Below are 24,168 nucleotides of genomic sequence, written 5' to 3'. Positions count from 1 at the left end.
TGAACTTTATGAACAAAATGATTTTTAAAACCATTATAAACCTTATTTTGAAAACGGTTACATTCTGAAAATTCCAAGTTATACTTCGTTTAATAACAAAACAGCTATAAGGGGGAGAAATTATGAAGAAGACATGGTTAACTGCAATACTAGCGGCTGGCGCTTTAACACTGGCAGGATGTAACTCTGACAATTCAACTGAAGGAGCATCGAGCGGTGAAGGGGGTTCATTCGAACCTTCAAAAACAATTGAAGTAGTTGCTCCAGCAGGTGCAGGTGGCGGCTGGGATACAACAGCCCGTGAAGTGGCAAGGATTTTCGGGGAGACAGGAATCATCGAAGAAAATCTGACTGTGATAAATAAAGAAGGCGGCGGCGGTGCTATCGGTTGGGCTTATATACATGGCCAAGATGGAAGTGCCCATAATATGTTCGTTGCTTCTCCACCTCTTATGTTTGTTCCATTGAATGGGCAGTCGGAGCATGGGCATGAAGATTTTACGCCTTTAGCCAACGTGATTGCTGATTACGGTGCCTTTGCAGTAAGTGCAGACAGCGAATGGGATGATCTGAATGATTTGTTCGACCAAATGAAAGAAGATCCGGAAAGTGTCACAGTTGTAGGAACGTCTTCTCCAGGAAGCATGGACCATATGCAATTTGTCCGTATTGCAAAAGCAGCTGGCGTAGATCCGACAAAGATTAAATACGTTTCAGCACAAGACGGTGGAGCGTTGACATCTGTGTTAAACGGATCAGTTGATGTATTTTCTACAGGCGTAGGTGAAACTGTTGAGCAAGTTCGTGCAGGAAATATTAAAGTCCTTGGAATCACAGCGGAGGAACGTATGGAAGGGGAAGTGCTTTCAGAATTCCCAACTGCCATTGAACAGGGAATTGACGAAAGTTTCATTAACTGGCGCGGTTTCTTTGGTCCGCCAAACATGGACCAGGCAGCAATTGATTACTACGAAGAGAAATTCAAAGAGCTGAGTGAGTCTGAAGAATTTGCTGAAGTACGGAAGAAATATGGCTGGAGCGAAATGTACATGAGCGGAGAAGAATACAAAGAGTTTTTGGATACTGAAAAACAGGAAATCCAAACATTGCTTGAGGAAATCGGATTAGGTAATTAATTATAGGGAAATTGGGAACCGAATATTCGGTTTCCCTCTTTTCATTTTGAAAGAGGTGTCTTTAATGTTATCAACAATGAACCGGAGAATCGGTCTGCTGCTTTTCATCATTGCATCGGTGTATTTATATTTAAGTTTCCAGTTGCCTAATTATCCATACGCGCCTGTTGATGCAGATGTTATACCAAAAGGTTTGGGGATTCTGATGCTCATTCTATCGATTGCTCTTTTTTTCTCGCGAGCAATTGAAACAGAGGCGGAGAAAGCCAAGAGAGCTATTCCTAAAAAAGAATTGCTGGTCTTGCTGGCAGTCTTTGCCATGATTTTTGTCTATATTCTTTTATTTGAAACGATTGGATTTATCCTTATGACCGCTCTATTCATCTTTTTCTGCTCGTGGTTTTTGGGGTATCGTAATTGGAAAACAGGAATTATTGTTTCAATTCTTTTCCCGTTAGGAATGTATGTCATTTTTGTATTTGCACTGGGCATTGCCTTGCCTAGCGGCATTTTACCAATATAAGGAGGCTGGAATAATATGGATGCTTTTCAAGGTCTTTTGGCCGGCTTTCAAGTCGCTTTAAGCTGGGAAGGAATTTTATTTGTTTTAATTGGTGTTGTAGTAGGTACTTTAATCGGTATGATGCCAGGACTCGGACCTATCAGTGCAATCGCTATTATGATTCCAATTACATATGGTATGGATCCTGCACCTGCACTTGTTATGATGGCGGGTGTATACTACGGAGCAGTTTTTGGAGGGTCTACTTCTTCCATTCTTCTGAATGCTCCAGGTATTTCGGGGACGGTGGCTACGTCTTTTGACGGTTATCCGATGGCGCAGCAAGGAAAAGCAGGGAAAGCGTTAGCAATTGCGGCCATCGCTTCTTTCTTTGGCGGAACCGTTTCAGTTATTATGCTGATGCTCCTTGCACCGGCATTGGCGAGTGTGGCCATTTCATTTGGACCGCCGGCATATTTCGCGCTCATGTTAATGGGGTTAACAGCGATTTCCAGTTTGTCTGAAGGATCAACAATTAAAGCGATGATTTCTGCTGTTGCAGGAATCATGGTGGTCACCATCGGAATCGATCCGCAAACCGGAACACAGCGTTTTACATTTGGCAATGTGAACTTGCTTGACGGATTTGATTTCCTCGTTATCGCTTTGGGTCTGTTTGCTATTGCTGAGGTCTGCATGCTGATCATGAACCGTAAAAATCGTAATTTGAGCGATGATCAGAAGCTTGGCAGTTTAAAGGTAACACGAGCAGACTTGAAGGAAATGAGCGGGCCGATGACACGGCAATCTTTTGTTGGTTTCATGCTCGGCGTCTTGCCGGGAGCTGGTGCTACAATTGCTTCTTTTATCAGCTATATTTTCGAGAAGAAAATCTCTAAAAACCCGGAAGAGTTCGGGAAAGGTTCCATTAAAGGTCTTGCAGCCCCAGAAAGTTCAAACAATGCGGCGACAAGCGGTGCATTTGTTCCATTACTGAGTCTTGGTATTCCAGGTTCTGGTACAACTGCTGTTATGCTTGGAGCTTTCCTTGTCCTCGGTGTCCAGCCAGGACCGCTATTAATGTCGGATCGTCCAGAAATATTTTGGGGAATAATCGCCAGTATGTATTTAGGGAATATTTTCCTGTTAGTTCTGAACTTACCACTTATCCCTTATTTAGCGAAAATTTTAAGCATTCCACGACCATTGCTGATCTCTTTGGTTATCATGTTCAGCTTAATCGGAGTCTACTCAATCAGTTTCAATACTTTTGATTTGTATATGTTATTGCTATTCGGAGCTCTTGGTTTTGCTATGCGGGTCTTCTCATTTCCAGCTCCACCGTTTATCTTGGCATTCATCCTTGGTGGCATGATGGAGCAGGCTTTCAGACAGTCTATGACTATCTCGAACGGCAGTTTAAGCATATTTGTCAACAGTCCGCTTCCACTGGCTTTGATTATAGTTTCATTATTGTCTCTGACAATACCGGCACTTATAAAATGGAGAAGCCGACGCTTGTTGCTTAAGCAGTAAGGAGTGATGAATTGAGGCATCCAAAAGTACGATCTGTATTGTTTACGACCATATTGATATTGCTGGTTTTTGTCGGCTGGTATGCCGGGCTGTTGGATATCTACTCAACAAAACAAAAGTTGACCTTGCTTCTTCTGGTCATTGCCATCTACTTTTGGACAATCAGTAAAATGCCTTTTGCTGCATCGAGTTTGCTGGTAGTGGGGCTGATTATAATCTTTGGATTAGTGGATAGACCGGAAGAAGCCTTTACTGGTTTCTTAACGAATGCTTTGTATTTTATATTAGTGCTTTCCTTGATTTCAAAAGCTTTGGTGGCTGCAGGAGCAGACCGTGTATTTGTTACTATACTTCTGAAATTAAGCAGAGGCGGGATTCGGACTATATTGTTCGGCTTGCCTCTTCTTATTGCTTTAATGCCGATTTTGCTTCCTTCAGCGGTAGCAAGATTTCGAATTTTAGAACCTATCATTGAACAGTTAAACGTAACATTTAATATGGAGCAAGATAGCATGTTTAGAAAATACAGTATGTACGTAATTGGAATGATGAATCAGAATTCAACAATGATCGTATTTACAGGCGGGGGATTCCCAGTATTAGCGGCACAGCTCCTCAAGGACTTTGGAGGAGTTCAAATTTCATGGATTGGCTGGTTCATTCTTATTGCGCCGCCATTATGGCTTTCAATGTTTCTTGTCAGTTTCGGAGTTTTTAAGTATTTTCAACACACCACAGAAGAAGTAAGTATGGAAGCGCTTCAGCAATTAGATGAGGATACCCAACTGCCAAAGCGTTTTTGGTGGGTTGTCCTTCCTTTTGGATTGATGATTCTTAGCTGGGTGGTACTGGATCAGGAAACTGTTCCTTTAATTATTGCACCCATAATTCTGGCATCCTATTATGCATTGCCCATAAATAATCTGGTTACCGACAGCTTGGTAAGAAGCTATGACTGGGAAAATTTTTTACTGTTGGGCGCTTCTTTTTCGCTCGGTTATGTAATTGAAGAAACCGGAACTGCACTTATCCTGGCAGGACAAATGCTGGAATTGCTTCCAGATGGTATAGGAGATTTTGGGAATATTTTATTTGTAGCTATTTTTATCTTCATTTTGCGGTTTCTTTTCGTAGTTCCTTCTACTTCGATGATTGTTATATTTCCTATAATAATGAGCTATGCGGAAATACTGGGTTTATCAGTTATTACCCTCGCTTTTCTGGTTATCATGATTATTGGTGGAGTGACAATAATGCCGATACATTCCCCGACAACGTTTCTTGCTTTTCAAAAAGGAGCTTTTTCTAAGAAAGAGCAATATGCCATCGGAGGTTATTCGAGCTTCATCATAAGCACTGTAGCAATAATTTGGGCGCTTTTCATCTGGTGAGCAATTCTTTTTTTAGGCAGATTTTCTTAATTAAAGCATAAACCGGCGCAATGATAAGTCTCTTTGTGGCTGCGCCGGCAAAACAATTGGCAATTTACAGAACAAAGCAGTTCTCAAACTGAAAAAGCGGATTAAAAAAGCGAAGCCTGAGTGGCTTCGCTTTTTTTTATGCAGATTTGACAAACAAATTTCATAATGAGCCCATTTCAGCAATTCTGTCAGAAGGATAGACCTGTATACCGCCACTTTCAGTTTGTGCTGCAGTACACATAGCCTTAGCAACTTGCTCCGCCTGTATCGGCTTGTATTTTTTCATGCCGCCTCGCAGAAGCGGACTGAAAACAGGGGAGATCAGGCTGGCGACTTTTTCGCCGAGCCGGAATTCCTTGCGGTCGCCGAGCAGCAGAGATGGACGGAAAATATGTAATGCGGGAAGCTCCATTTTTTTGAGGCTGTCCTCCATTTGGCCTTTGACCCGGTTATAGAAAATATTGGAGCGGGAGTCGGCGCCCATTGCAGAGACGACGAGGAAATTTTTTGCGCCTGCTGATTTCGCCAACTGTGCCAAAGCGACAGGATAATCGTAATCCACTCTTCTGAAAGCTTTTTGTGAACCCGCCTTTTTAATAGTGGTACCCAGACAGCAAAACACATCATCCACCTGGAAATGTTTTTTATAGTCATCGAGTCTGTAATAATCGACGTGAATTTGTTCCAGTTTCGGATGCTCCAGCGTCAATGGACGGCGGACGAAAACGGTTATTTTATCATATTCAGGACGATCCAGCAGGACCTCCACCAGTTTGCTGCCGGTCAGGCCTGTTGCGCCTGCAATCAATGCGGATTTTCCAGACATGGCGATGCCTCCTCTTTTTTAGTTATTATACCGTTTCCAGTCAGAATATAAACTTTCTACCGATGTCTATTTGTTATGAAATATTGACCGGCGGGGTACAATAAAGGTAAAGAAAGCTTGTGAAAGGAAGAAATAGATGAAACCAGTGATAGTGGCTGAAAAGCCAAGCCAGGCAAAAGCTTATGCAGAAGCTTTCAAGACTGCTAAAAGAGAAGGGTTTTTGGAAATCATGCCCGATGCTATATTTCCGGATGGTGCTTATATCACGTGGGGAATCGGTCATCTGGTCGAGTTGAAGGAACCGAAAGCTTATGATCCGAAATGGGGGAAATGGTCGCTTGCGGCATTGCCAATCCTGCCGGTGAATTATCAATTCCAGATAGCGCGAGGAAAATACCAGCAGTTCAATATCATCAAGAAGTTGATCCAACAGACAGATACAGTCATTAATGCATGTGACGTGGACAGAGAAGGTTCAAATATTTTTTACAGTATTTATTATCATACAGGTGCAAAAGGAAAAATCATTAAACGCCTCTGGATCAATTCACTCGAAGCGGACGAAGTGAGAAAAGGATTTCAGGAGCTCCGCGATAATAAACATGATTTGCTGCTTTACCAGGAAGCCAGGGCAAGGCAAATCAGCGACTGGCTGGTCGGCATGAATGGCTCACGTTTATATTCACTGCTGCTTCAGGAAAAAGGGATACGGGAAGTATTCGCTATCGGGAGGGTGCAGACGCCGACGGTTTATTTGATATATCAGCGCGAAAAAGAAATCGAAGCTTTCGTACCGGAACCTTTTTATGAAGTGGAAGGCGAATTCCAGGCTGAAAAAGGAAAATATAAAGGCAAAGCGAAAATCAAGGCAAAAGTACGGAAAGAAGCGGAGGACCTGCTTGCAAAACATGCCATTAATCCAAAAGAAGAAGGTACAGTACTGCAGGTCAAGACGGCTGAAAAACGCCAGCCGGCTCCACAGCTCCATTCATTGTCGAGCCTTCAGGCTGCTGCAAACAGGAAGTGGAAATACAGTCCGGCGAAAGTGCTGTCAGTGATGCAGAAGCTGTACGAAAAAAAACTTGTAAGTTATCCGCGGACAGATGCGCAGCATATTACGAACGCGGAATTCAGTTATTTGGCGAAGCAAGTGGAAGCCTACCAGAAATTGATCGGTGCAGAATTTCCGATTGCATCCAGGGCACCAAAAAAACGTTTTGTGGATAATGCAAAAGTGCAGGAGCATTATGCCATTATCCCAACGAAAAGTATACCGACTGCGAGAAAGCTGGAAGGGCTTGCCCGGGATGAACGGAATTTATATGAAGAAGTGATGCGGACAACACTTGCAATGTTCCATAGGGATTACCGCTATGCGGAGACGAAGGTGACGACCGACGTAAAAGGCCTGCATTTTTTCACTACAGGAAAAACGGAAATTGATAAAGGCTGGAAGGAGTTATTTCCGGTTGCAAAAGAAAGTAAATCCGAACCGGCGTTGCCTGAGCTTCAGGAACAGGAGGCCGTGGCAGCTAAAGTAGCTGTAAAAGAAGGCATGACGACACCGCCGAAACCTTACACTGAGGGGCAATTGATTGCGATGATGAAAACCTGCGGCAAATTTGCAGAAGAAGCCGAAGACATCGAAATCCTGAAAGAAGTGGAAGGCCTTGGCACGGAAGCAACACGGAGTGGTATCATTGAAACCATTAAAAGGCATGAGTATATCCAGATAAGTAAAAATATCGTTTCTATCACAGAAAAAGGACGGATCCTGTGCCAGGCAATCGAAGGAAATTTATTGTCCAGTCCATCCATGACGGCGAAATGGGAAAGTTACCTGAAAAAGATTGGGCGCGGTGAAGGATCGCCGGAAGTGTTTTTGACGACAATCGGAAAATTCATTGAGAAACTCCTGGCAGATGTTCCGGCCCAGCTTCAGTCGAATGGTTTGCCGGAACGGTTGGAAATGGATAACAGTAAAAATGCTATTGCCCTTTGTCCGCGCTGCAAAAAAGGGAGCATCGTCTCCAGCAGGGGATCCTTCAGTTGCACTGAATATGCCAATGGCTGCAAGCAATCATTCCCAGGGACTTTCCTGAAAAAAAGGCTTACCGCGAAAACGATCGAGTATTTATGCACGAAAGGCAAAACGCCAGTGATAAAAGGGTTTGTATCGAAAAATGGTAAAAAATTCAGTGCCAAGCTTATTCTTGAAGACGGCAAGCTGAAAATGGAGTTTTAGTTTTATTGGAAATGAGGAGATAGCATGAAAAAGAAACAAATAGTAGTTGTCGGATTAGGGAGGTTTGGCAGCAGTGTGTGCAGGGAATTATATAAACTCGGCCATGAAGTGATGGCTTTGGATATGGATCCGGATAAAGTGGAAAGCATTGCTGAATATGCTTCCCAGGCATCTGTCGCGGATGCAACGGATAAGTCCCAGCTCAAGGCATTGGGAGTCAGAAATTTCGATCAGGCCATTGTTGCTATTGGTGATGATTTGCAGGCCAGTGTGTTGTGTACGCTTATGCTGAAGGAAATCGGACTGGAAAAAGTATGGGTTAAAGCACGGGATCTTCAGCACAAGAAAATCCTTGAAAAGGTCGGGGCTGACCGTGTAATCCAGCCCGAATTCGAAATGGGCGTCCGCGTTGCCCATCATGTAGATTCTGAAAAAATAGTCGATTATATCGATTTATCAGATGATTATAGTATCGTCGAGATGGCAGCATCAAAGAAAATCGCAGGCAAATCTCTGCTCCAACTGGATATCCGGACAAAATTCAATTGTATTACACTGGCAATTAAAAGAGGCCAGGATGTAAACATCGCCCCACATCCTGATGATGTAATTGCTATGGGGGATATACTTGTAGTCATGGGCCATCGTAATGACTTGAAGAAACTAGAAGATAAAAGATTGTAAAAAATCCATAACGAAAGGATGATTTGATGGAAACGATGACAATCCATATAAAAGAGGCAACTGCGGAAAAGCCGATTCAATCATTGGAGGATATTTTAGCCGATGTCCCAGAAATTGAAAGAGCTTTGGTGGATGTGGAAGATGGAGAAGTGAAAATCAGCTTTGATGAGAACCAAATTTCAGAAGAGCAAATCATCAAACGGATACAACTTGAAGGATTTCACATTGGGTAAAAATCCGTCTTTCTTTACGGGTGTATGTAAATTTAGTAAGATGAATGTACCTGGAAAACAAATAGTATTTCCATTATATGATTGAGTATGAACATTAACAGGGGACCAAGTCCTGATTTAACGTAAAAGACAATTTATATTTGGTCAAATGTTTCAGACAACAGTGCTGAAAACAGAGCCGAAAAGAGCCCGTAAATCGGGTTCTTTTCGGCTTTTTCTATTTCAGGAAAAGAAGGGAGTCCTACATATTACATACTTTATAGACCATAAAAATAAAAAAATACATGATCAACGGTTTGCCGGAGATAAATGCGGCTTTTTGGATACTCCAGTAGAAGAGCGTGAGTTTACAGCAGTTGAAGAATATATAAAAGAGCTGGAATTGAAAGAGGGCTTTGCTATATGCTCACACTGTCAAACTCCTCAGTTGATCATGTGAATGATAACAAATATTGATTATTGGTATTTTCTTGTTTAACTGTGTGGAATAAGGGTATTTTATCCTAATAGGTTCCAAAAAATATAAGCCATTTGAATTTGAAATTTTATATGGCATTCTGATGGGAAATTATTCATTAGTCCATAAATAGTGAGTTTTTCACATTGCTCCAATAACAGCAAAACAAATTTATTTTCTAAGTAAAAGTGATAGTTTTCGGAGGAGGATGGGATGGTAACCAATTCGGATAAGACGACTGCTTATGGGAATATAAGAAATCGGGCAGTCTTTGCTGCCCGCAATTTTTGGTCAGGCCTTCTTTTTGGAATTGGGATTATGGCATTCGGGACAGGGACTGTTTTTCATCAAATACTCCAATGGAATCATTTTTACGATCTTTCCAATAAAGAAACCGGAATTTTTTCAGATGGTTTGCAGAACTTATTTTCCTGGATTGTCACTGTTGCCGGATTGTTTCTTCTCTCCGGGCTCCGCAGACGAAAAGCTTTATGGCCGAAAAGATGGGTAGGATCCGCTTTAATGGGTTCAGGCATATACTTGCTTTTTGACGGATTTATTGTCCATAAAGTATTTGGATTCCATCAAATTAGGTACGATATGGATATTCTGCCATACGATATTGCCTGGTATGTTAGTGGAGGACTTTTTCTGCTGACGGGCTTGTTGATGGTACTTCAGACTAAAAAAGAAAATCACCGAAAATAACCGTTTTGTGCAATACAGTCGATAGCTGAAGATACTTAAAAGCTGCGCTCCAGTTCCTGTGAAAGAAGGGGGGAGCGCAGCTTTTTAATTTTTTTCGATGTTTTACGTTTGTCGGGGATTAACGGGCGTTTCCGCTTTTCTTGGTGTTCAGACTCCAGTGGCCCAGATCTTCGGGTCATAAGCCAACTACCGTGCTCCTGCATCGCTTCGCTGCTTCGTCGCAAAGAAATGCCCCAAATGGAATTTGGGTCATCTCTTCACTGTCGCTTTTCGTTTCTACTCATACTTCCCCTTTAAAGGCACAAAGCGGACGTGGTTCAGCAAAGTGGAATGGATTTTGCCGTTCTCATCTTTTTCTACCAGCCGAAGTTCCTGGCTGAAGGAAGAACCGACCGGGATGATCATTTTCCCGCCGGCAGCCAATTGGTCCAGCAATTCGTTTGGAATTACTGAAGCCGCAGCGGTCACCATGATCCGGTTGTAAGGCGCGTTTTCTTCCCACCCCATACTGCCGTCATCGAGCTTAAAGGAAATATTGCCGAAGCCCAATTCACCAAGGCGGTCTTTTGCACGGTGATGCAGTTCTTCGATGCGTTCGACGGTATAGACCTGTGCAGCGAACTCAGCCAATAAAGCGGTTTGGAATCCGGATCCTGTACCTATTTCCAATACTTTTGAATCGGTTTCAAGGTCAAGGGCCAAAGTCATTTCGAGAACCAGTGAAGGCTGAGATATAGTTTGTTCGTGTCCAATCGGGACTGCTTCATCGAAGGAAGCCATTTCCTTGAAGCTGTCCATGAAAAAACTTCTGTCCAGCTTGTGGAAATATGTTCTGATTTCCTGTTCTTTATTTTTCATGTTCAACACCCGCTTTCTTTTTAGAAGTAGCAGTCTGTTATGAAAAAATATTTATTATATAAGTTGAACAAAAGAATTACCTTTTATATAACGCTTCGGCGCTTTGGACAGTGCAAAGATTATGCTCCTGCGCACAGCTCGTCGCAAAGGAGGCGCTAAAGCGCTCCTTGCCTCCCACAATAAGCCGAGAAGACCACTCGTCTTATTGCTCCGCCCAGTCCTGAGCCGCGCCGGCGCTAGAGAAATCTCTAGAGATATGGAGCAAAACAGCGAAGACGCCTTGGGGAGCCCCCGGTAAAAACATTGTGCTCCTGCATCGCTTCGCTGCTTCGTCGCAAAGACTTGACCTGGCAAGCTTCGTTCAAGTCTTCGCAGCTGTTTTGCGGAATATCGATTATTACAACACATTCATTCAACTTATATATGTCCATTTTATAAAAAGCCTTGGGTCTTGTCCTGTAATGTCTCTTTTCATTGATTGTATGTGCCTTTTCTTAAATTCGGCCGCTTAAGTCATTATATTTGGGGAATAAAATATACAAGGAGTGGTGAATATGTTCCAAGGTTATCAGACTGTTGAAGACATGATCAAAAAGTTTAATCCTCAAGCTTCTGTAGTAGAAACTGCTACTTTCGGCATGGGTTGTTTCTGGGGGCCGGAAGCAATGTTCGGAAGTATGGCCGGCGTTTTAAGAACAAGGGTAGGCTTTGCGGGAGGCACATCTCCGAAACCGACTTACCGGCATATGGGAGACCACACTGAAACAGTCGAGATTGATTTTGACCCAGCCATTATCAGCTACGAAGATATCCTCAGGAAGTTTTGGCAGAATCATTATCCGAACCGCGGAAATTATAAAGGACGCCAGTATATATCGATGCTCCGTTATCACGGGGAACAGCAAAAGGAAGCAATTAAGAAAGTTCGGAAGGATATGGAAAAAAACCTGGGAGAAGCGATTGAAACTGAAGTTGCTGGATATGAAAATTTTACGCTGGCGGATGAACGGCATCAGAAATACTATTTGAAGCGGTATCCTAATACGCTGGAGCAATTGCAGGAACTCTTTCCAAAACCTGAACTGCTTATCGACTCGACCTTTGCAGCGAGATTGAACGGGTTTGTCAAAGGGTACGGGAAATTACATTTATTGAAAAGCGAAATTGCATCATGGGATATTGAAGAAGAGGATAAAGAAGTCCTGCTCAATAAACTCGAGACAATTAAATGGTGATCTCCTTAAAACAGTCCGCAGATTACAAGTGTGGACTGTTTTTATCGTTATCCAGCAAGTATTGGAATGTGAGCGATTAATTTGGATGATATAGCTATAAGGAGTACGTTGTTCTATATTAGTACTAAGAAGCAATTTGAAAACACAGCAAAAGGGGATACTAAAATGGAAGAGTCGAAGCTATTATTACTGTTGCTGCCAGTGCTCATCATCCAATTGGGGTTAATGATTTTTGCATTAATCGATTTGATAAAGATTCCAGTTACAAATGGCCCGAAATGGATGTGGGGAGTAATCATTGTCGTAGTGAACATCATCGGTCCAATTTTATACTTTGTCATTGGGAGGCGGAACTATTGAGCTTGCTGGAAGTGAAAGAGCTGACAAAATCCTATAATGGCACATTGGCAGTAGACCATGTTTCCTTTACGTTGGAAGAAAGGACGGCTACTGCCTTGATCGGACCGAATGGTTCCGGAAAAACGACGACATTGTCGATGATTGCAGGACTATTGAAGGAATCAGAAGGTTCGATTCACAGGGATTTCAAATCGGGCATCGGTTTTTTGCCGCAGTATCCACAATTTTTTCCATGGCTGAGTGCCTTGGAATTCACGGAAATGGCAGCGCAAATCAGCGGGGTGGATGGAAAAAAGGTTCGGCAGCAATCGATAAGGACTCTGGAATTCGTAGGGCTTGGTTCGGCGGTCAATAAAAAGACGGGAACTTTTTCAGGCGGAATGAGGCAGAGACTTGGATTGGCGCAGGCCATTGTACATCAGCCCAAATTATTACTGCTGGATGAACCGGTCTCTGCACTGGATCCAACCGGGCGCCGTGAAATAATGGACCTGTTGAAATCGCTGCAGCAGGATGCGACCATTCTTTACTCGACGCATATTTTGAATGATGCGGAAGAAATGACAGATCAATTGCTATTCCTGAAAGAAGGTAAACTTGTTGAGCAAGGTTCGCTTTCAGAGGTGAAGAGCCGTTATGCGGAACCTCAGATCCGCTTGCTTTTTGAAACGGAACAGGCAGCGGTGCTGTTCGAAAGCCGCAAGCTCTGGCCGATGCAAAGGGACAGGAATGTCATTGCCCTCCCCATATCTTATGAGGGCCCTTCGATGCAGCAGGTAATGGCAGTTTTGGCAAAAGAAGAAAGCGGAATTGCCGGAATCGATAAACAGAGTGCTTCGCTGGAAGAAATATTCCTGAAGGTGGCGGGTAAAAAATGAATCAATTTGGTGTAATGCTGAAAAAAGAATGGCGTGAAAACCTCAGGAATTATAAATTATTCTGGATTCCGGCAGTGTTCATACTTTTAGGGATTATGGAGCCTGTCAGCAATTATTTTTTGCCCCAAATCCTGGATTCAGTAGGGAATTTGCCGGAAGGCACCGTTTTGGAATTTCCGGTTCCGGAACCTGAGCTGGTGATGGCTGCTATAATGGGGCAGTATCAGCTCCTTGGCCTCCTGATTTTTACACTGGCTTATATGGGGACCATTGCAGGAGAGCGGAAAAGCGGAACTGCGACGTTACTGTATGCCCGTCCATTGTCCTTTCGAGCATATTTTATGAGTAAATGGGTGATGGCCCAGGTAATTGCCCTGCTGAGTGTATGGCTTGGATTTTTGGCAGGCTATTATTATACATACCTCCTGTTCGGCAGTATAGACTTTATGAATCTTATGCGATTTGGCCTCACTTATAGCCTTTGAATTCTGCTTGTGATTTCAATCGTACTTGTTGCCAGTGCATTAATGCCGAATGCGGGACTTGCTGCCGCGGTGTCACTTGCGATTATTTTCATCAGCCAGCTGGTGGATGGCCTGCTTGGCACTTATTGGCCAATTTCTCCGTTGAAACTTCCTGTCTATGCTGCAGCCTGGTTTGAAAATGGGCCGGATATGAGCGATTTCTGGTGGTCAGTGAGCCTGACTTTCATATTGATTATGCTGCTGCTCGTTATAGGGATTTTTATTTCCGCCAAAAAAGCTGCATCAACAAAAGTGTAACGTACGATGCCGCGGCTTTGGATTCAGAGATGCGGCATTTTTTGCATCTTTATATTTAAGAATTAAAGTTGGGAGTGGGAGTATGATTCATCACATTGAATTGAATGTATCAGATCTGGAGATGTCGAGGAAGTTCTATGACACGCTATTTTCCTTACTCGGCTATTCTTTATTCCAGGAATGGCCGGAAGGCTTCAGTTATAAACAAGGCACCAGTTATATTGTTTTCGTCCAGACACCGGCAGATTTTCTGGAAGCGGGTTACCATAGAAAATCGGCAGGGCTGAACCACATCGCTTTTCATGCATCATCGCCTCTGGAAGTGGACGCAATCACAGAAAAAATGCGACAATCAGGTGTAAGCATCCTGTATCAGGATCGGCATCCGTACGCAGGGGGCAATGATACATATGCCGTTTTCATGGAAGATCCTGATCGCCTGAAAATCGAAATTGCAGTATCGGAAAGCGGGGGCTAATATGGATAGGCAGAATTCCGAACGGTTTCTAATAGCATTCAATAAAATTGAGAAGTTAATGAAAGGGATGGTTGACCGCAAGGACCATTTCAGTTTTTTCAAGGCTATTGAACTCTCCAAAAAAGAGCATGCAGCGATCAGGAAGTATGAAGATGAGCTGCGTGAATTCGGAGATTTGCGGAATGCAATCGTCCATCATCGGACGGATACGGAATATGCCATTGCAGAGCCCCATACTGAAATTGTTGAATTGATTGAACATATCGAAAAACTTCTGTCTGAGCCGGTGACGGTGGGGACAAGCTTCGCAAGGAAAGTGCACACGTTCCAAGCGGAAGATACTTTAAGTGAAGTATTACGCAAGGTCAGGGATAAAAATTTCAAGCACATCCCGGTTTATCACAATGACGAGTTTATGGGGTTACTTACAGCCAGTGGCATAATGAGGTGGCTGGCGGCAACAGTGGAAGAAGAAATCATTTCCCGGGAAATAACCACAATGGATGATATTTTGAAATATGAGAAAAACGGGAACACATACCGTTTTATTGCGTCAAATACACCAGTATACGAAGCAGAAGAAGTATTCAAGAATTCAGTGTTATCCGGCCACAAACTTGAAGCATTGCTGATAACGCGAAATGGTAAAGAAGATGAGACTTTGACAGGAATCATAACACCGATAGATCTGATCCAAATAGAATAGTAGGTTGATAATAATGAAGAAATTGATTGTGTTTTTAGTCACGGCAGCATTAATCTGGCTGTTTGTATGGGGAAGCAATAACTGGATTCAAACTACTGAATATACGATTTCCTCGGACGATTTGCCCGCTGCTTTTGATGGGAAGAAAATTGTGCAGGTTTCAGATTTGCACAACGCCATGTTCGGGAGAAACCAAAAGTCATTGATCAAGAAAGTCGAAAAGGCTGAGCCTGATGCTATTTTCATCACAGGGGACCTTATTGACAGTGAAAGGTACGACCTGGATGCTGCTCTGGTACTTGTTGATGCATTAGTGGAAATGAGTGACGTCTATTTTGTCACAGGCAACCATGAAGTGGCGGTTAATAAACTGGAAGATATAAAAGCGGCTCTGATTGAACGGGGAGTCATCTTTCTTGAAAACGAGGCCGTGGAATGGGAAGTGGACGGAGAAACCTTGCAGATTGCCGGTATTCACGATCCTTTGATGGATATGTATTATCGGGATGAAGAATACACGAGAGACGCAATAGATACGGCTTCGCTGACCGATGATTTTACTTTGCTTCTTGCACACCGTCCCGAACAGCTTCCTGTGTATGCGGATAATGGAATTGATATCGTCTTTTCCGGCCATGCGCATGGCGGTCAAGTCCGGATTCCAGGGATGGGCGGTTTGTTCGCTCCAGGCCAGGGCTGGTTTCCTCGAATGACCGAAGGGGTTTTTGAGAACAGGGATACACAGCTTGTTCTAAGCCGGGGCCTGGGTAACAGCGGTTTTCCTTTGCGGATTTTGAATCTGCCTGAAATTGTTTCCGTTACATTAGAGAAGAGTTAATGAGTGAATGTCTTCATTCACTGTGTTAAATGGAAGGGGCGAGAACATGATCAAGAAAAAGGAAGTTTCCCTCAGCTTGTACAATCCGAAAATATCTGTGGAATATGAGTTGCCTTCAGAGCAACTGGAGTTTTCCGGAATGCCGCAGGATATTATTAACCGTGATAAAGAGAACCCTTTGAAGCATCTTGTAATTATTCATGCAAGAAATGAAGCCGCAGGTTTTCTTGAACTCGATGAATCAGAGGATAAGAAAAAATACTCAAGCAATCCCAACGCCCTACTGTTGAGAGGTTTTTCTGTAAACCCGAAATTCCAGGGACGCGGGATTGCGACAGGTTCGATATATGCTCTGCAGGATTTTATTCGAAGTGAATTTCCAGATTTTGATGAAGTCGTTCTTGGTGTGAATGCGAGGAATAAACCGGCGAAGAGACTTTTTGAAAAAGCTGGGTTCGAAGATACAGGCAGGCGTTTCATGCGCACAAGCGGGGAACAGATTGTTATGAGTATGAGAATTGAAAAATAGCACAAGGCGGAAATTGCCTTGTGCTACTTTTTTGATGGATAAGAAATTATAAAATTTAAAACAGAAGGTTCTTAAGAACGAGTGTTGCGCTGTCCAGACTCCAGCGCCCAGCCCCTCGAGTCGCTTCAGCCTTGTGTCTGCATCGCTTCGCTAGCTTCGACACATGAAAAAGAGCTGCCGTCAATGGCAAAGAACGCCATTACCGTCAAGGCTTCCAGCGCTTGTCGGGACTTAACAGGCGCTTGCGCTTTTCTTTAGTCCAGACTCCAGCGCCCAGCTCTTAGGGATATAAGTCAAACCTGCTGCATGGCAAAAGCGCCACTTCGCATGTTCGCCTTACACCTGTCAGAGCTGGACAGGCACTTCCGCTTTTCTCTTCACTCAAAATAAAGATGTTTGTGAAGGCTGCAGCCGGGATTGAATGCCGCCGAACAATTGGGACATGAAGATTCACACTTCAAATATTCTGCTATAGAAAGTTCGTAACCGCAGGACCCGCAGAGCACAGCTTTTTGTGTGAACTCTTTTTTGGGCCACACCTGGTGATTACCGCAGCCAACAGCCTGGTGGCATTCGAAGCACGGATAATATTCCCCGCAGCAATAAAATTTAATCGCGATGCGGTCGATTTCAGAATGGTAATGAGAGCAGCGGGTTTCCTCGTCGACGCCAATGCCTTTCACTGTTAAAGCATGTGCCATTTAATAACCTCCTCTGTCTGGTGATGAAATGATGTTTTCTTCTTTTATCCTATGCTACTATGGAAAAGACAAATAATCGAATTGAATTCTTCGGGGCGGGGTGAAATTCCCCACCGACGGTGAGCAGCGCCCTGCTGCAAGTCCGTGACCCGTATCCAAAGTATGGCAACAGCGTTGCCATACTTTGGATACGGTGGAGCTGGTGAGAATCCGGCACCGACAGTTAAAGTCTGGATGGGAGAAGAATTCATGTTCTATTTGTTATGTGCCTCTTCTTTTCGATAACCGAATCGGAAGGAGAAATTTTTATGAAAAGAACTGTTTTACTGAAGCAAACCAGTTTTTATGATTCACTGACTAAAAGAGAACTGTCTTCCCCCCTCAGGAAAGAGGGTTATTTGGGCAAGCTTGAAATTTGTATGCCCATGCTTCGTGAAAAGAAGGCCGGCACATCGGTAACAGCAAAATCATCTCAAAACTACTCTGCAACCCTATCCCCACCACCCATTCGCCCCATGGTGGAAAAATACCCATTTAATAAATTGGAACGAACAGAAATTAAAGCCCAAAAAAGAATAGAGGAGTGTGCCTGATGTTCACAGGAATTGTGGAAGAAGTGGGACATGTCACTGCAATCCGCACAAAACCTCAAGCTATGGAATTGACGATTGCCTGTGCTCTTATTTTGGACGACATTAAAAGAGGGGACAGCATTTCAATCAATGGTGTTTGTTTGACGGTATCTGTCCATGACCAAAAATCTTTTACAGTTGATGTCATTCCCGAGACAGTCAAATCTTCGACCATGTCAGATCTGCGGACCGGTTCTCGTGTCAATCTTGAACGGGCAATGCCGGCCACTGGCCGATTCGGGGGTCATTTTGTCAGCGGCCACGTTGATGGCGTCGGAGTAATCCGATCGGTGAAAAAAGAATCGAATGCAGTGACTAAAACAATCGAGCTGGATTCTTCATTGATGAAATACATGATGGTCAAAGGGTCTATTTCCGTAGACGGCACGTCTCTCACTGTTTTTTCAGTTGGCAGCAGCTCAGTTACAATTTCATTGATTCCCACTACACAGGAAGATTCATTGCTTGGAGAAAAAGGAATTGGTGAACGCGTCAATATCGAATGCGATCTTTTGGCGAAATATACAGAACGAATCCATCAGTCCGATAAACCGGAAATGTCAAGAAGCTGGCTGGCAGAGCAAGGATTCTAAGGGAGGCATAATTTTGTTTTACAAGGTAGAAGAAGCATTGGAAGATTTGAAACAAGGCAAGGCAATTATTGTTATTGACGACGAAGATCGCGAGAACGAGGGTGATTTTATTGCGCTGGCTGAACATGCAACACCTGAAATCATTAATTTGATGGCGACAGAAGGCAGAGGGTTAATATGCGTGCCTGTCACGGAAGGCCTCGCCAAAAAACTTAAAGTCGGGTTGATGACTGATGATAATACGGATGAGTACGGGACAGCCTTTACCATCAGCATTGACCATAAAGATACCACTACAGGAATCAGCGCATTTGAACGCTCCCATACAATAATGAGCATGATTAAAGAAGATGCCACGCCTGCGGATTTTAAGCGTCCGGGTCATGTATTCCCGCTAATCGCCAAAGATGGCGGCGTACTTGAGCGCTCCGGGCATACGGAGGCAGCTGTGGATTTGGCAAAGCTTGCGGGTTCAGCTCCAGCAGGAGTCATTTGTGAAATCATGAATGTCGATGGAACGATGGCCAGAGTACCGGATCTGATCAAGGTGGCTGAAAGGCTGAAACTGGGAATTTTAACGATAAAAGATTTGATTGCTTACCAGCAAAAATTAGCAGCTGAGGTTTTAGACCGCAGCGAAGGAGGAGAATGAATATGACTGTACACTATGAAGGATATTTAAATGGAGAAGGATTAAAGATTGGAATCGTTGTCGGACGTTTCAATGAATTTATCACAAGCAAGTTGCTGAGTGGTGCGGAAGATGCATTGAAAAGACACGGTGTAAATGATGAAGATGTATCAATTGCATGGGTTCCTGGTGCATTTGAAATTCCGTTGGTTGCCAAAAAGATGGCTGTCAGCGGAAAGTATGATGCTGTTATTACACTGGGCACTGTTATTCGCGGAGCAACTCCGCATTTTGATTTTGTTTGCAGCGAAGTGGCGAAAGGCGTATCACGTGCCAGCGATCAGGCCAATATTCCGGTTATCTTCGGTGTATTGACAACAGACTCCATTGAACAGGCAATCGAACGTGCCGGAACGAAAGCGGGCAATAAAGGCTGGGAATCTGCTGCAGGCGCAATTGAAATGGCCAACCTGATGAAAAAAATCCAATAAAGCTTACTGATTCAAAAAATATTCAATGAGGTGTACCTATGCAGAAGACTTTCTATTTGATCAGGCATTGCAAGGCTACAGGTCAGGCTCCCGATGCAGAATTGACGGCAGAAGGCAGGGAACAAGCCGAGGCGTTGACTGCATTTTTCAAAGGCATTGAAATCAGCCATATCATCAGCAGTCCATTTACCCGTGCCATCCAGTCCATTGAGCCGCTTTCAGCCTCACGTGAATTGTCGATTCAAATCGATGACAGGCTGGCAGAACGGGTACTCAGTACAGAAGATTTGCCTGATTGGATGGAAAAACTTGAGCAGTCCTTCAACAATTTTGAATTGAAGTTCGAAGGCGGCGAGTCGGCCAGTGAAGCGGCGGAAAGAGGAGCTGAGGTCTTGACGGAAGCTCCTGATAACGCTGTGTTGGTGACCCATGGGAATATGATGGGATTGTTGCTGAAGAAATTCGAGGAAGCTTACGGATTCGAAGAGTGGAAAGCATTATCGAATCCCGATGTTTATGTTCTGACTATTGAAGGTGAAAAAGCTTCTGTAAAAAGAATGTGGAAATGAAAATGAGCCCGGAACCTGAGTTCCGGGCTTTTTTCTATTCCAATGTATTGCCTTCAGCAGGAATCGGATTGTTTTTCAGCAACCCTGCAAAGTGGTATGTGTTATAGGCCAGTCGTTCGATTGTAGATTTGGTGAAGTCATTGTCCCGGCCTGCGTCCATATAGGATTCACCCGGCCCGGCTTCGCCGACCCAATAAGCGTCGACATTCGGTGGAATGGTAAAGCCTATATGCGAAAGGCTGTAAAGAATTTCTGAGGCAGAATGCTTTGCGCCGTCTTCATTGCCGGTTACGACAGCTCCGCCAACTTTATTGTAGAAAACGGCCTGTCCACTGTCATTGGTGACGCTGCTGCTGCCATACAGCCGCTCGATTGCCTGTGTGCAAAGTGAACTTTTCTCGCCGAGCCAGATTGGCGTTCCGATGATCAGGATATCAGCCGCCATCACCTTCTCTAAAATCTGCGGCCATTCATCGCCATCACCCATATCCTCCTGGACACCATGGGCGATGTTGTAATCCGCCAGCCTGACGATTTCCGATTCCACTCCAAGTTGATTGTAATGGATTTTCACATCTTCCATAAACCCTTCCGTATGAGAAGGGTCTGAAGTGCTTTTTAACGAAGTATTAAGAAATAAAGCTTTTAAAATCTGCATGAGAACACTCCTTTTCTGCTAGTTTTTCTTGTTATTCCCTTTCCGCTGTTTATTATTCATAGCGTTATAATAGTTAGAAAAGGGAGAAACGCTTATAATAAGGATAGATATTCTTTAAGGAGGCGACTGGATTTGGTGAAGAAGTTTGAAGATGAAGTAATGCAGACGATGAATAAGATGTTTGAAAATGAAATGAAGAAAGTCAACGACATGCTGGAGCAGGATTTGCTGATCTCACTGATCGGCGAAGTCAATGCCGGGAAATCTTCAACCGTCAATAAAATCATCGGTGAAGACATTGCCAGCACGAATCCGATGCCGGGTGAGACTGTAAGCGTCGATCCGTATAATATGCGCGGGCTTGAAAACATCAAATTCATGGACACTCCGGGCCTGAATGACCCCAATGATGAAAATCCGAAAAAGACGCTCGAATTCGTCCAGAAATCAGATGTGGTATTATTTTTCCTCAATGCTGCGGGAACGGTTTTCTCCGACAGCGAAAAAGAGAAATTCACAGCTATCGAAAAGAACAATAAGGACATTCTTATTGTCTTGAATAAAATAGACGCTGCTGAAAATATCCCTTCCTTAATTCAATTTGTTAAAAACCATACCAAAAATAAATATAAAGTGATTCCGATTTCCTCGAAAACAGGTGAAAATTTGGAAGATCTGAAGCGTGAAATTCTTGTGATGCTCGAAAAAAAAGGTAAAGACCTGCTTTTCGCAAAAAGCATGAAAGAAAAATCGGCCGCAGCTACCAGATGGATCGTCGGAGCAGGCGTTTCAGCCGGGATTATCGGGGCATCACCAATTCCGGGATCGGATGTCGTGCCGCTGACTTCACTTCAAGTAGGTCTGATTATCAAGCTTTCGAAATTATATGATAAGCCCTTATCCAAAAAAGCTGCGAAAGATATGATTGTCATAACGGCCACACAAACTGTCGGCCATACAATTTACAGGCAGGCTCTGAAATTCATCCCTGGGGCGGGATCGATTATAGGGGGAACAGTAGCGACAGCGATGACCGTGGCTCTTGGTTATGGTGTGAAATATGCATATGAAAACAATATGGCCATCGATTACGATATGATCGGAGATCTGTTTGAAAAATATAAGCAAAAGGCAACGAAAGCCTGACAGTCCAAGCCACTCGGTTCTGAGTGGCTTTTATTCAATTGCGTTTAAAAAAGCATTGGTATAACTTTAATACATAAAGGCAGAGGAGGTTCGGGATGCATATTTTAGTTGTCGAAGATAATCCGAGCGTCAGTTCAATGCTCGAATTATTTTTTTCAAAAGAAGGAATTACCGGGGAGTTTGCTTCTGATGGCATCGAAGGATTCAATAAATATCAGCAAAATGACTATGATCTGCTGGTCCTGGATTGGATGCTGCCGGGAATGGACGGCATCGCATTGTGCAGAAAAATCCGCGAGCAGGGAGATCAGGTGCCGATCATCATGCTGACGGCAAAAGACAGCGAATCGGATCAGGTAATCGGCTTTGAGATGGGTGCAGACGATTACGTCACAAAACCTTTCAGCCCGCTTACTTTAATGGCGAGGATCAAAGCGGTCACCAGACGTTCCCAAAAAGGGGAGACCGTTGATGATCAAATACAGACGAAGCATTTCACGATCAATAAAACAACGAGAGAAGTACAAAAGGATGGCACTGTTATAGAGAATCTCACACCGAAGGAATACGATTTGCTCGTGTTCCTGTTGCAGCATCCGAAACAGGTGTTCAGCCGCGAACAGCTGCTGGAAAGAGTTTGGGGCTATCAATTCTACGGTGATGAACGGACGGTGGACGTCCATATTAAACGGATCCGCAAAAAAATATCCGGCGGTGACCAGTACTTCCACACCGTTTGGGGAGTTGGCTATAAATTTGAAGAACAGGCGGATTAATTATTTCTATCAATTGATGGGCAGCCATTTGAGTATCCTGCTGATATCCTTTTTGATTCTCAGCCTTTTGTTCATTCGCTTTGTCGAAGATTTCGCCTACCAGGACAAAGCGGAGGAACTTGAAAATTACGGCCAGGAGATTCTGGCCGTATTGGAAGGCCCGCGTCCCGCGGTAAATCTGGAACAGTATGTTTCTATTTTACAGGCACAAAATATTAATTTTATCGTCTTTGATCAGCAAAGCCGGATTCTATATCCCATATCGGAAGCGTTCCCGCCGGTGGAGCTTTCACCCGAGGAATGGAATACGATTGAACGGGGAGAAACCCTTGTCGTCAACCGGGATGTAGAGCGGTTTGAGGATACGGTAACATTTGTGGCCCTGCCGTATGTAGAAGGCAATCAACTGGCTGGAGGTGTGCTGCTGGCTGCGCCGGTCAGCGGTACAAGTGAAATGATTTATGAATTGAACCGAACGCTGCTGACGGCAATGCTGGCTGCTCTGGCGATTGCATTATTGCTCAGCTACTTGCTGTCAAAGCTGCACGTCAGCCGGCTGCAGCGAATGCGAAAAGCGACGGCCATGGTCAGCGAAGGAAACTACGATGTGAAATTGCCTGAATCTGGTTCCGATGAATTCGGGGATTTAGCAAAAGACTTTAACAACATGACAACCAAACTTCATGCATCAAATGAAGAAATCGAACGTCTTGAAAATCGGAGGCGCCAGTTTATGGCCGATGTCTCCCATGAAATGAGGACGCCTTTGACTACGATAGCGGGCGTCATCGAAGGGCTTCGCAGTAATATGATTGAAGAAGAGCAGCGCGAAAAAGGCATACGTCTTGTCAGCGAAGAAACCAGAAGGCTGATTCGGCTGGTCAATGAGAATCTGGATTATGAAAAGATCCGTTCGAATCAGGTGACCTTGCTGAAAGAACGTGTGGAAACAAAAGAATTGCTGGAGATTATTCAAGACCAGATGGAGTTTCTGGCTGCAGAAAAAGGCGATACAATAACAATTGAAGCACCGGAGGATCAGGAAGTTTATGTGGACATGGACCGCATCATACAGGTGCTGACCAATATTGTGAAAAACAGTATCCAGTTCACTGACAATGGAGAAATACGTTTATCTTCTTATTCTGAACCGGGCTTTACAATTATTGAAGTTGCAGACACAGGAAGCGGAATCAACGTGGAAGAAATTGATTTGATATGGCGACGGTTTTTCAAATCCGATGTTTCCAGAGGGAGCGGGCAATTCGGCTTGGGGTTATCGATCGTCAAACAATTAGTGGAACTTCATGGAGGAGACATCCGGGTAGAAAGTGAACAAGGAAAAGGGACGAGATTCATTATCCGGCTCCCTGATGAAAAATGACGCACAAGCGATTATCGCTTGTGCGTTTTTACGTTTTTAAAAAGGGATTAAAAGTTTCCATATTATTTAAAGCTTCGGTCATAGTTTATTCATATTTGCTTGTTAATCTTTATACAACGGCATAAGTAATAGGGGGAGCAGTGACTGCCGCAGCTGTTATCCATGTCGATAGCAT

At 43.8% G+C, this 24,168-nt stretch carries 29 protein-coding genes, 1 pseudogene and 1 riboswitch; of the genes and pseudogenes, 26 read left to right on the top strand and 4 right to left on the bottom strand.

Features of this window, described 5'->3' with window-relative positions:
* The first annotated feature begins 122 nt into the window (after nucleotides 1-122).
* From DP120_RS01455 to DP120_RS01440, 4 genes are all read left to right on the top strand, one after another.
* Nucleotides 123-1,136 (top strand): Bug family tripartite tricarboxylate transporter substrate binding protein, encoded by a 1,014-nt coding sequence (locus tag DP120_RS01455; RefSeq protein ID WP_112221408.1) that lies wholly within the window; start codon nucleotides 123-125, stop codon nucleotides 1,134-1,136.
* Between the two features lie 64 nt (nucleotides 1,137-1,200).
* Nucleotides 1,201-1,659: a tripartite tricarboxylate transporter TctB family protein gene (locus DP120_RS01450; RefSeq protein ID WP_112221407.1), complete on the top strand. Its 459-nt coding sequence runs from the start codon at nucleotides 1,201-1,203 to the stop codon at nucleotides 1,657-1,659.
* A 15-nt stretch (nucleotides 1,660-1,674) separates the two neighbouring features.
* A complete protein-coding gene (locus DP120_RS01445) occupies nucleotides 1,675-3,174 on the top strand; it encodes a tripartite tricarboxylate transporter permease (RefSeq protein ID WP_112221406.1) in 1,500 nt (499 codons plus the stop codon).
* Between the two features lie 38 nt (nucleotides 3,175-3,212).
* Complete coding sequence (locus tag DP120_RS01440) at nucleotides 3,213-4,565, top strand: SLC13 family permease (protein ID WP_240611937.1); 1,353 nt, start codon at nucleotides 3,213-3,215, stop codon at nucleotides 4,563-4,565.
* A gap of 190 nt (nucleotides 4,566-4,755) precedes the next feature.
* On the opposite strand, the gene DP120_RS01435 is transcribed toward DP120_RS01440, so the two are convergent.
* On the bottom strand, nucleotides 4,756-5,421 hold the full coding sequence (locus DP120_RS01435; protein WP_112221404.1) for an oxidoreductase: 666 nt from the start codon (nucleotides 5,419-5,421) through the stop codon (nucleotides 4,756-4,758).
* Nucleotides 5,422-5,557: 136 nt separating this feature from the next.
* Here DP120_RS01435 and DP120_RS01430 point away from each other — a divergent pair, with 136 nt between their 5' ends.
* The 5 genes from DP120_RS01430 to DP120_RS01410 all read left to right on the top strand — a co-directional run bounded on the left by DP120_RS01430 (nucleotide 5,558) and on the right by DP120_RS01410 (nucleotide 9,748).
* Nucleotides 5,558-7,666, top strand: a complete 2,109-nt coding sequence (locus DP120_RS01430) for a type IA DNA topoisomerase (RefSeq protein WP_112221403.1) — start codon at nucleotides 5,558-5,560, stop codon at nucleotides 7,664-7,666.
* A gap of 24 nt (nucleotides 7,667-7,690) precedes the next feature.
* Nucleotides 7,691-8,350: a potassium channel family protein gene (locus tag DP120_RS01425; protein WP_112221402.1), complete on the top strand. Its 660-nt coding sequence runs from the start codon at nucleotides 7,691-7,693 to the stop codon at nucleotides 8,348-8,350.
* A 26-nt stretch (nucleotides 8,351-8,376) separates the two neighbouring features.
* Nucleotides 8,377-8,583 (top strand): heavy-metal-associated domain-containing protein, encoded by a 207-nt coding sequence (locus DP120_RS01420; protein WP_112221401.1) that lies wholly within the window; start codon nucleotides 8,377-8,379, stop codon nucleotides 8,581-8,583.
* 148 nt (nucleotides 8,584-8,731) lie between these two features.
* Nucleotides 8,732-9,022 (top strand): hypothetical protein, encoded by a 291-nt coding sequence (locus DP120_RS01415; protein WP_240611936.1) that lies wholly within the window; start codon nucleotides 8,732-8,734, stop codon nucleotides 9,020-9,022.
* 231 nt (nucleotides 9,023-9,253) lie between these two features.
* A complete protein-coding gene (locus DP120_RS01410; RefSeq protein WP_112221400.1) occupies nucleotides 9,254-9,748 on the top strand; it encodes a DUF2243 domain-containing protein in 495 nt (164 codons plus the stop codon).
* A gap of 276 nt (nucleotides 9,749-10,024) precedes the next feature.
* Here DP120_RS01410 and DP120_RS01405 read toward each other — a convergent pair whose 3' ends face one another.
* Nucleotides 10,025-10,606 (bottom strand): protein-L-isoaspartate(D-aspartate) O-methyltransferase, encoded by a 582-nt coding sequence (locus DP120_RS01405; protein WP_112221399.1) that lies wholly within the window; start codon nucleotides 10,604-10,606, stop codon nucleotides 10,025-10,027.
* 554 nt (nucleotides 10,607-11,160) lie between these two features.
* On the opposite strand from DP120_RS01405, the gene msrA reads away from it, so the two are divergent.
* The 9 genes from msrA to DP120_RS01365 all read left to right on the top strand — a co-directional run bounded on the left by msrA (nucleotide 11,161) and on the right by DP120_RS01365 (nucleotide 16,412).
* On the top strand, nucleotides 11,161-11,841 hold the full coding sequence (msrA, locus tag DP120_RS01400) for a peptide-methionine (S)-S-oxide reductase MsrA (protein ID WP_112221398.1): 681 nt from the start codon (nucleotides 11,161-11,163) through the stop codon (nucleotides 11,839-11,841).
* A gap of 165 nt (nucleotides 11,842-12,006) precedes the next feature.
* Complete coding sequence (locus DP120_RS01395; protein ID WP_112222267.1) at nucleotides 12,007-12,201, top strand: PLDc N-terminal domain-containing protein; 195 nt, start codon at nucleotides 12,007-12,009, stop codon at nucleotides 12,199-12,201.
* Complete coding sequence (locus DP120_RS01390) at nucleotides 12,198-13,079, top strand: ABC transporter ATP-binding protein (protein ID WP_112221397.1); 882 nt, start codon at nucleotides 12,198-12,200, stop codon at nucleotides 13,077-13,079. The genes DP120_RS01395 and DP120_RS01390 overlap by 4 nt, the downstream gene beginning before the upstream one ends.
* Entirely contained in the window at nucleotides 13,076-13,564 is a 489-nt protein-coding gene (locus tag DP120_RS18640) for an ABC transporter permease (RefSeq protein WP_240611935.1), read from the top strand. The genes DP120_RS01390 and DP120_RS18640 overlap by 4 nt, the downstream gene beginning before the upstream one ends.
* Before the next feature lie 9 nt (nucleotides 13,565-13,573).
* Complete coding sequence (locus tag DP120_RS18635; protein ID WP_240611934.1) at nucleotides 13,574-13,861, top strand: hypothetical protein; 288 nt, start codon at nucleotides 13,574-13,576, stop codon at nucleotides 13,859-13,861.
* An 82-nt stretch (nucleotides 13,862-13,943) separates the two neighbouring features.
* Nucleotides 13,944-14,339, top strand: a complete 396-nt coding sequence (locus tag DP120_RS01380) for a VOC family protein (RefSeq protein WP_112221396.1) — start codon at nucleotides 13,944-13,946, stop codon at nucleotides 14,337-14,339.
* 1 nt (nucleotide 14,340) lies between these two features.
* Nucleotides 14,341-15,045 (top strand): CBS domain-containing protein, encoded by a 705-nt coding sequence (locus DP120_RS01375; RefSeq protein ID WP_112221395.1) that lies wholly within the window; start codon nucleotides 14,341-14,343, stop codon nucleotides 15,043-15,045.
* A 13-nt stretch (nucleotides 15,046-15,058) separates the two neighbouring features.
* A complete protein-coding gene (locus tag DP120_RS01370) occupies nucleotides 15,059-15,883 on the top strand; it encodes a metallophosphoesterase (RefSeq protein WP_112221394.1) in 825 nt (274 codons plus the stop codon).
* Between the two features lie 46 nt (nucleotides 15,884-15,929).
* Complete coding sequence (locus tag DP120_RS01365) at nucleotides 15,930-16,412, top strand: GNAT family N-acetyltransferase (protein WP_112221393.1); 483 nt, start codon at nucleotides 15,930-15,932, stop codon at nucleotides 16,410-16,412.
* A gap of 377 nt (nucleotides 16,413-16,789) precedes the next feature.
* Here the strand turns inward: DP120_RS01365 and DP120_RS01360 are convergent, their stop codons facing one another.
* On the bottom strand, nucleotides 16,790-17,113 hold the full coding sequence (locus DP120_RS01360; protein WP_112221392.1) for a CHY zinc finger protein: 324 nt from the start codon (nucleotides 17,111-17,113) through the stop codon (nucleotides 16,790-16,792).
* Nucleotides 17,114-17,195: 82 nt separating this feature from the next.
* Nucleotides 17,196-17,363, top strand: a riboswitch (FMN riboswitch).
* A 58-nt stretch (nucleotides 17,364-17,421) separates the two neighbouring features.
* Here DP120_RS01360 and DP120_RS01355 point away from each other — a divergent pair.
* The 5 genes and pseudogenes from DP120_RS01355 (at nucleotide 17,422) to DP120_RS01335 (ending at nucleotide 20,029) form a co-directional block, all read left to right on the top strand.
* Nucleotides 17,422-17,706 (top strand): hypothetical protein, encoded by a 285-nt coding sequence (locus DP120_RS01355; RefSeq protein WP_112221391.1) that lies wholly within the window; start codon nucleotides 17,422-17,424, stop codon nucleotides 17,704-17,706.
* Complete coding sequence (gene ribE, locus DP120_RS01350) at nucleotides 17,706-18,338, top strand: riboflavin synthase (protein WP_112221390.1); 633 nt, start codon at nucleotides 17,706-17,708, stop codon at nucleotides 18,336-18,338. Before DP120_RS01355 ends, ribE begins: the two co-directional genes overlap by 1 nt.
* A 13-nt stretch (nucleotides 18,339-18,351) precedes the next feature.
* Nucleotides 18,352-18,948, top strand: a pseudogene (gene ribB / locus DP120_RS01345) (3,4-dihydroxy-2-butanone-4-phosphate synthase); the annotation flags it as partial.
* 44 nt (nucleotides 18,949-18,992) lie between these two features.
* Nucleotides 18,993-19,460 carry a 6,7-dimethyl-8-ribityllumazine synthase gene (ribH, locus tag DP120_RS01340; RefSeq protein WP_112221388.1) on the top strand — a complete coding sequence of 156 codons (468 nt, stop codon included), beginning with the start codon at nucleotides 18,993-18,995 and terminating at the stop codon, nucleotides 19,458-19,460.
* A gap of 38 nt (nucleotides 19,461-19,498) precedes the next feature.
* Nucleotides 19,499-20,029: a histidine phosphatase family protein gene (locus DP120_RS01335; RefSeq protein ID WP_112221387.1), complete on the top strand. Its 531-nt coding sequence runs from the start codon at nucleotides 19,499-19,501 to the stop codon at nucleotides 20,027-20,029.
* Nucleotides 20,030-20,063: 34 nt separating this feature from the next.
* Here the strand turns inward: DP120_RS01335 and DP120_RS01330 are convergent, their stop codons facing one another.
* On the bottom strand, nucleotides 20,064-20,687 hold the full coding sequence (locus DP120_RS01330; protein WP_112221386.1) for a flavodoxin family protein: 624 nt from the start codon (nucleotides 20,685-20,687) through the stop codon (nucleotides 20,064-20,066).
* Nucleotides 20,688-20,819: 132 nt separating this feature from the next.
* Here DP120_RS01330 and DP120_RS01325 point away from each other — a divergent pair, with 132 nt between their 5' ends.
* The 3 genes from DP120_RS01325 (at nucleotide 20,820) to DP120_RS01315 (ending at nucleotide 23,993) form a co-directional block, all read left to right on the top strand.
* Complete coding sequence (locus DP120_RS01325) at nucleotides 20,820-21,833, top strand: GTPase (RefSeq protein WP_233786114.1); 1,014 nt, start codon at nucleotides 20,820-20,822, stop codon at nucleotides 21,831-21,833.
* Nucleotides 21,834-21,928: 95 nt separating this feature from the next.
* A complete protein-coding gene (locus tag DP120_RS01320; RefSeq protein ID WP_112221385.1) occupies nucleotides 21,929-22,609 on the top strand; it encodes a response regulator transcription factor in 681 nt (226 codons plus the stop codon).
* Nucleotides 22,590-23,993: a sensor histidine kinase gene (locus tag DP120_RS01315; protein ID WP_233786116.1), complete on the top strand. Its 1,404-nt coding sequence runs from the start codon at nucleotides 22,590-22,592 to the stop codon at nucleotides 23,991-23,993. Before DP120_RS01320 ends, DP120_RS01315 begins: the two co-directional genes overlap by 20 nt.
* The last annotated feature ends 175 nt before the right edge of the window (nucleotides 23,994-24,168 follow it).

The sequence above is a fragment of the Planococcus halotolerans genome (assembly GCF_003289955.1).
GTDB classification, from domain to species: domain Bacteria; phylum Bacillota; class Bacilli; order Bacillales_A; family Planococcaceae; genus Planococcus; species Planococcus halotolerans.
Note: the sequence above shows the minus strand (reverse complement) of the source record. Positions and strands in the feature narration are given on the sequence as shown.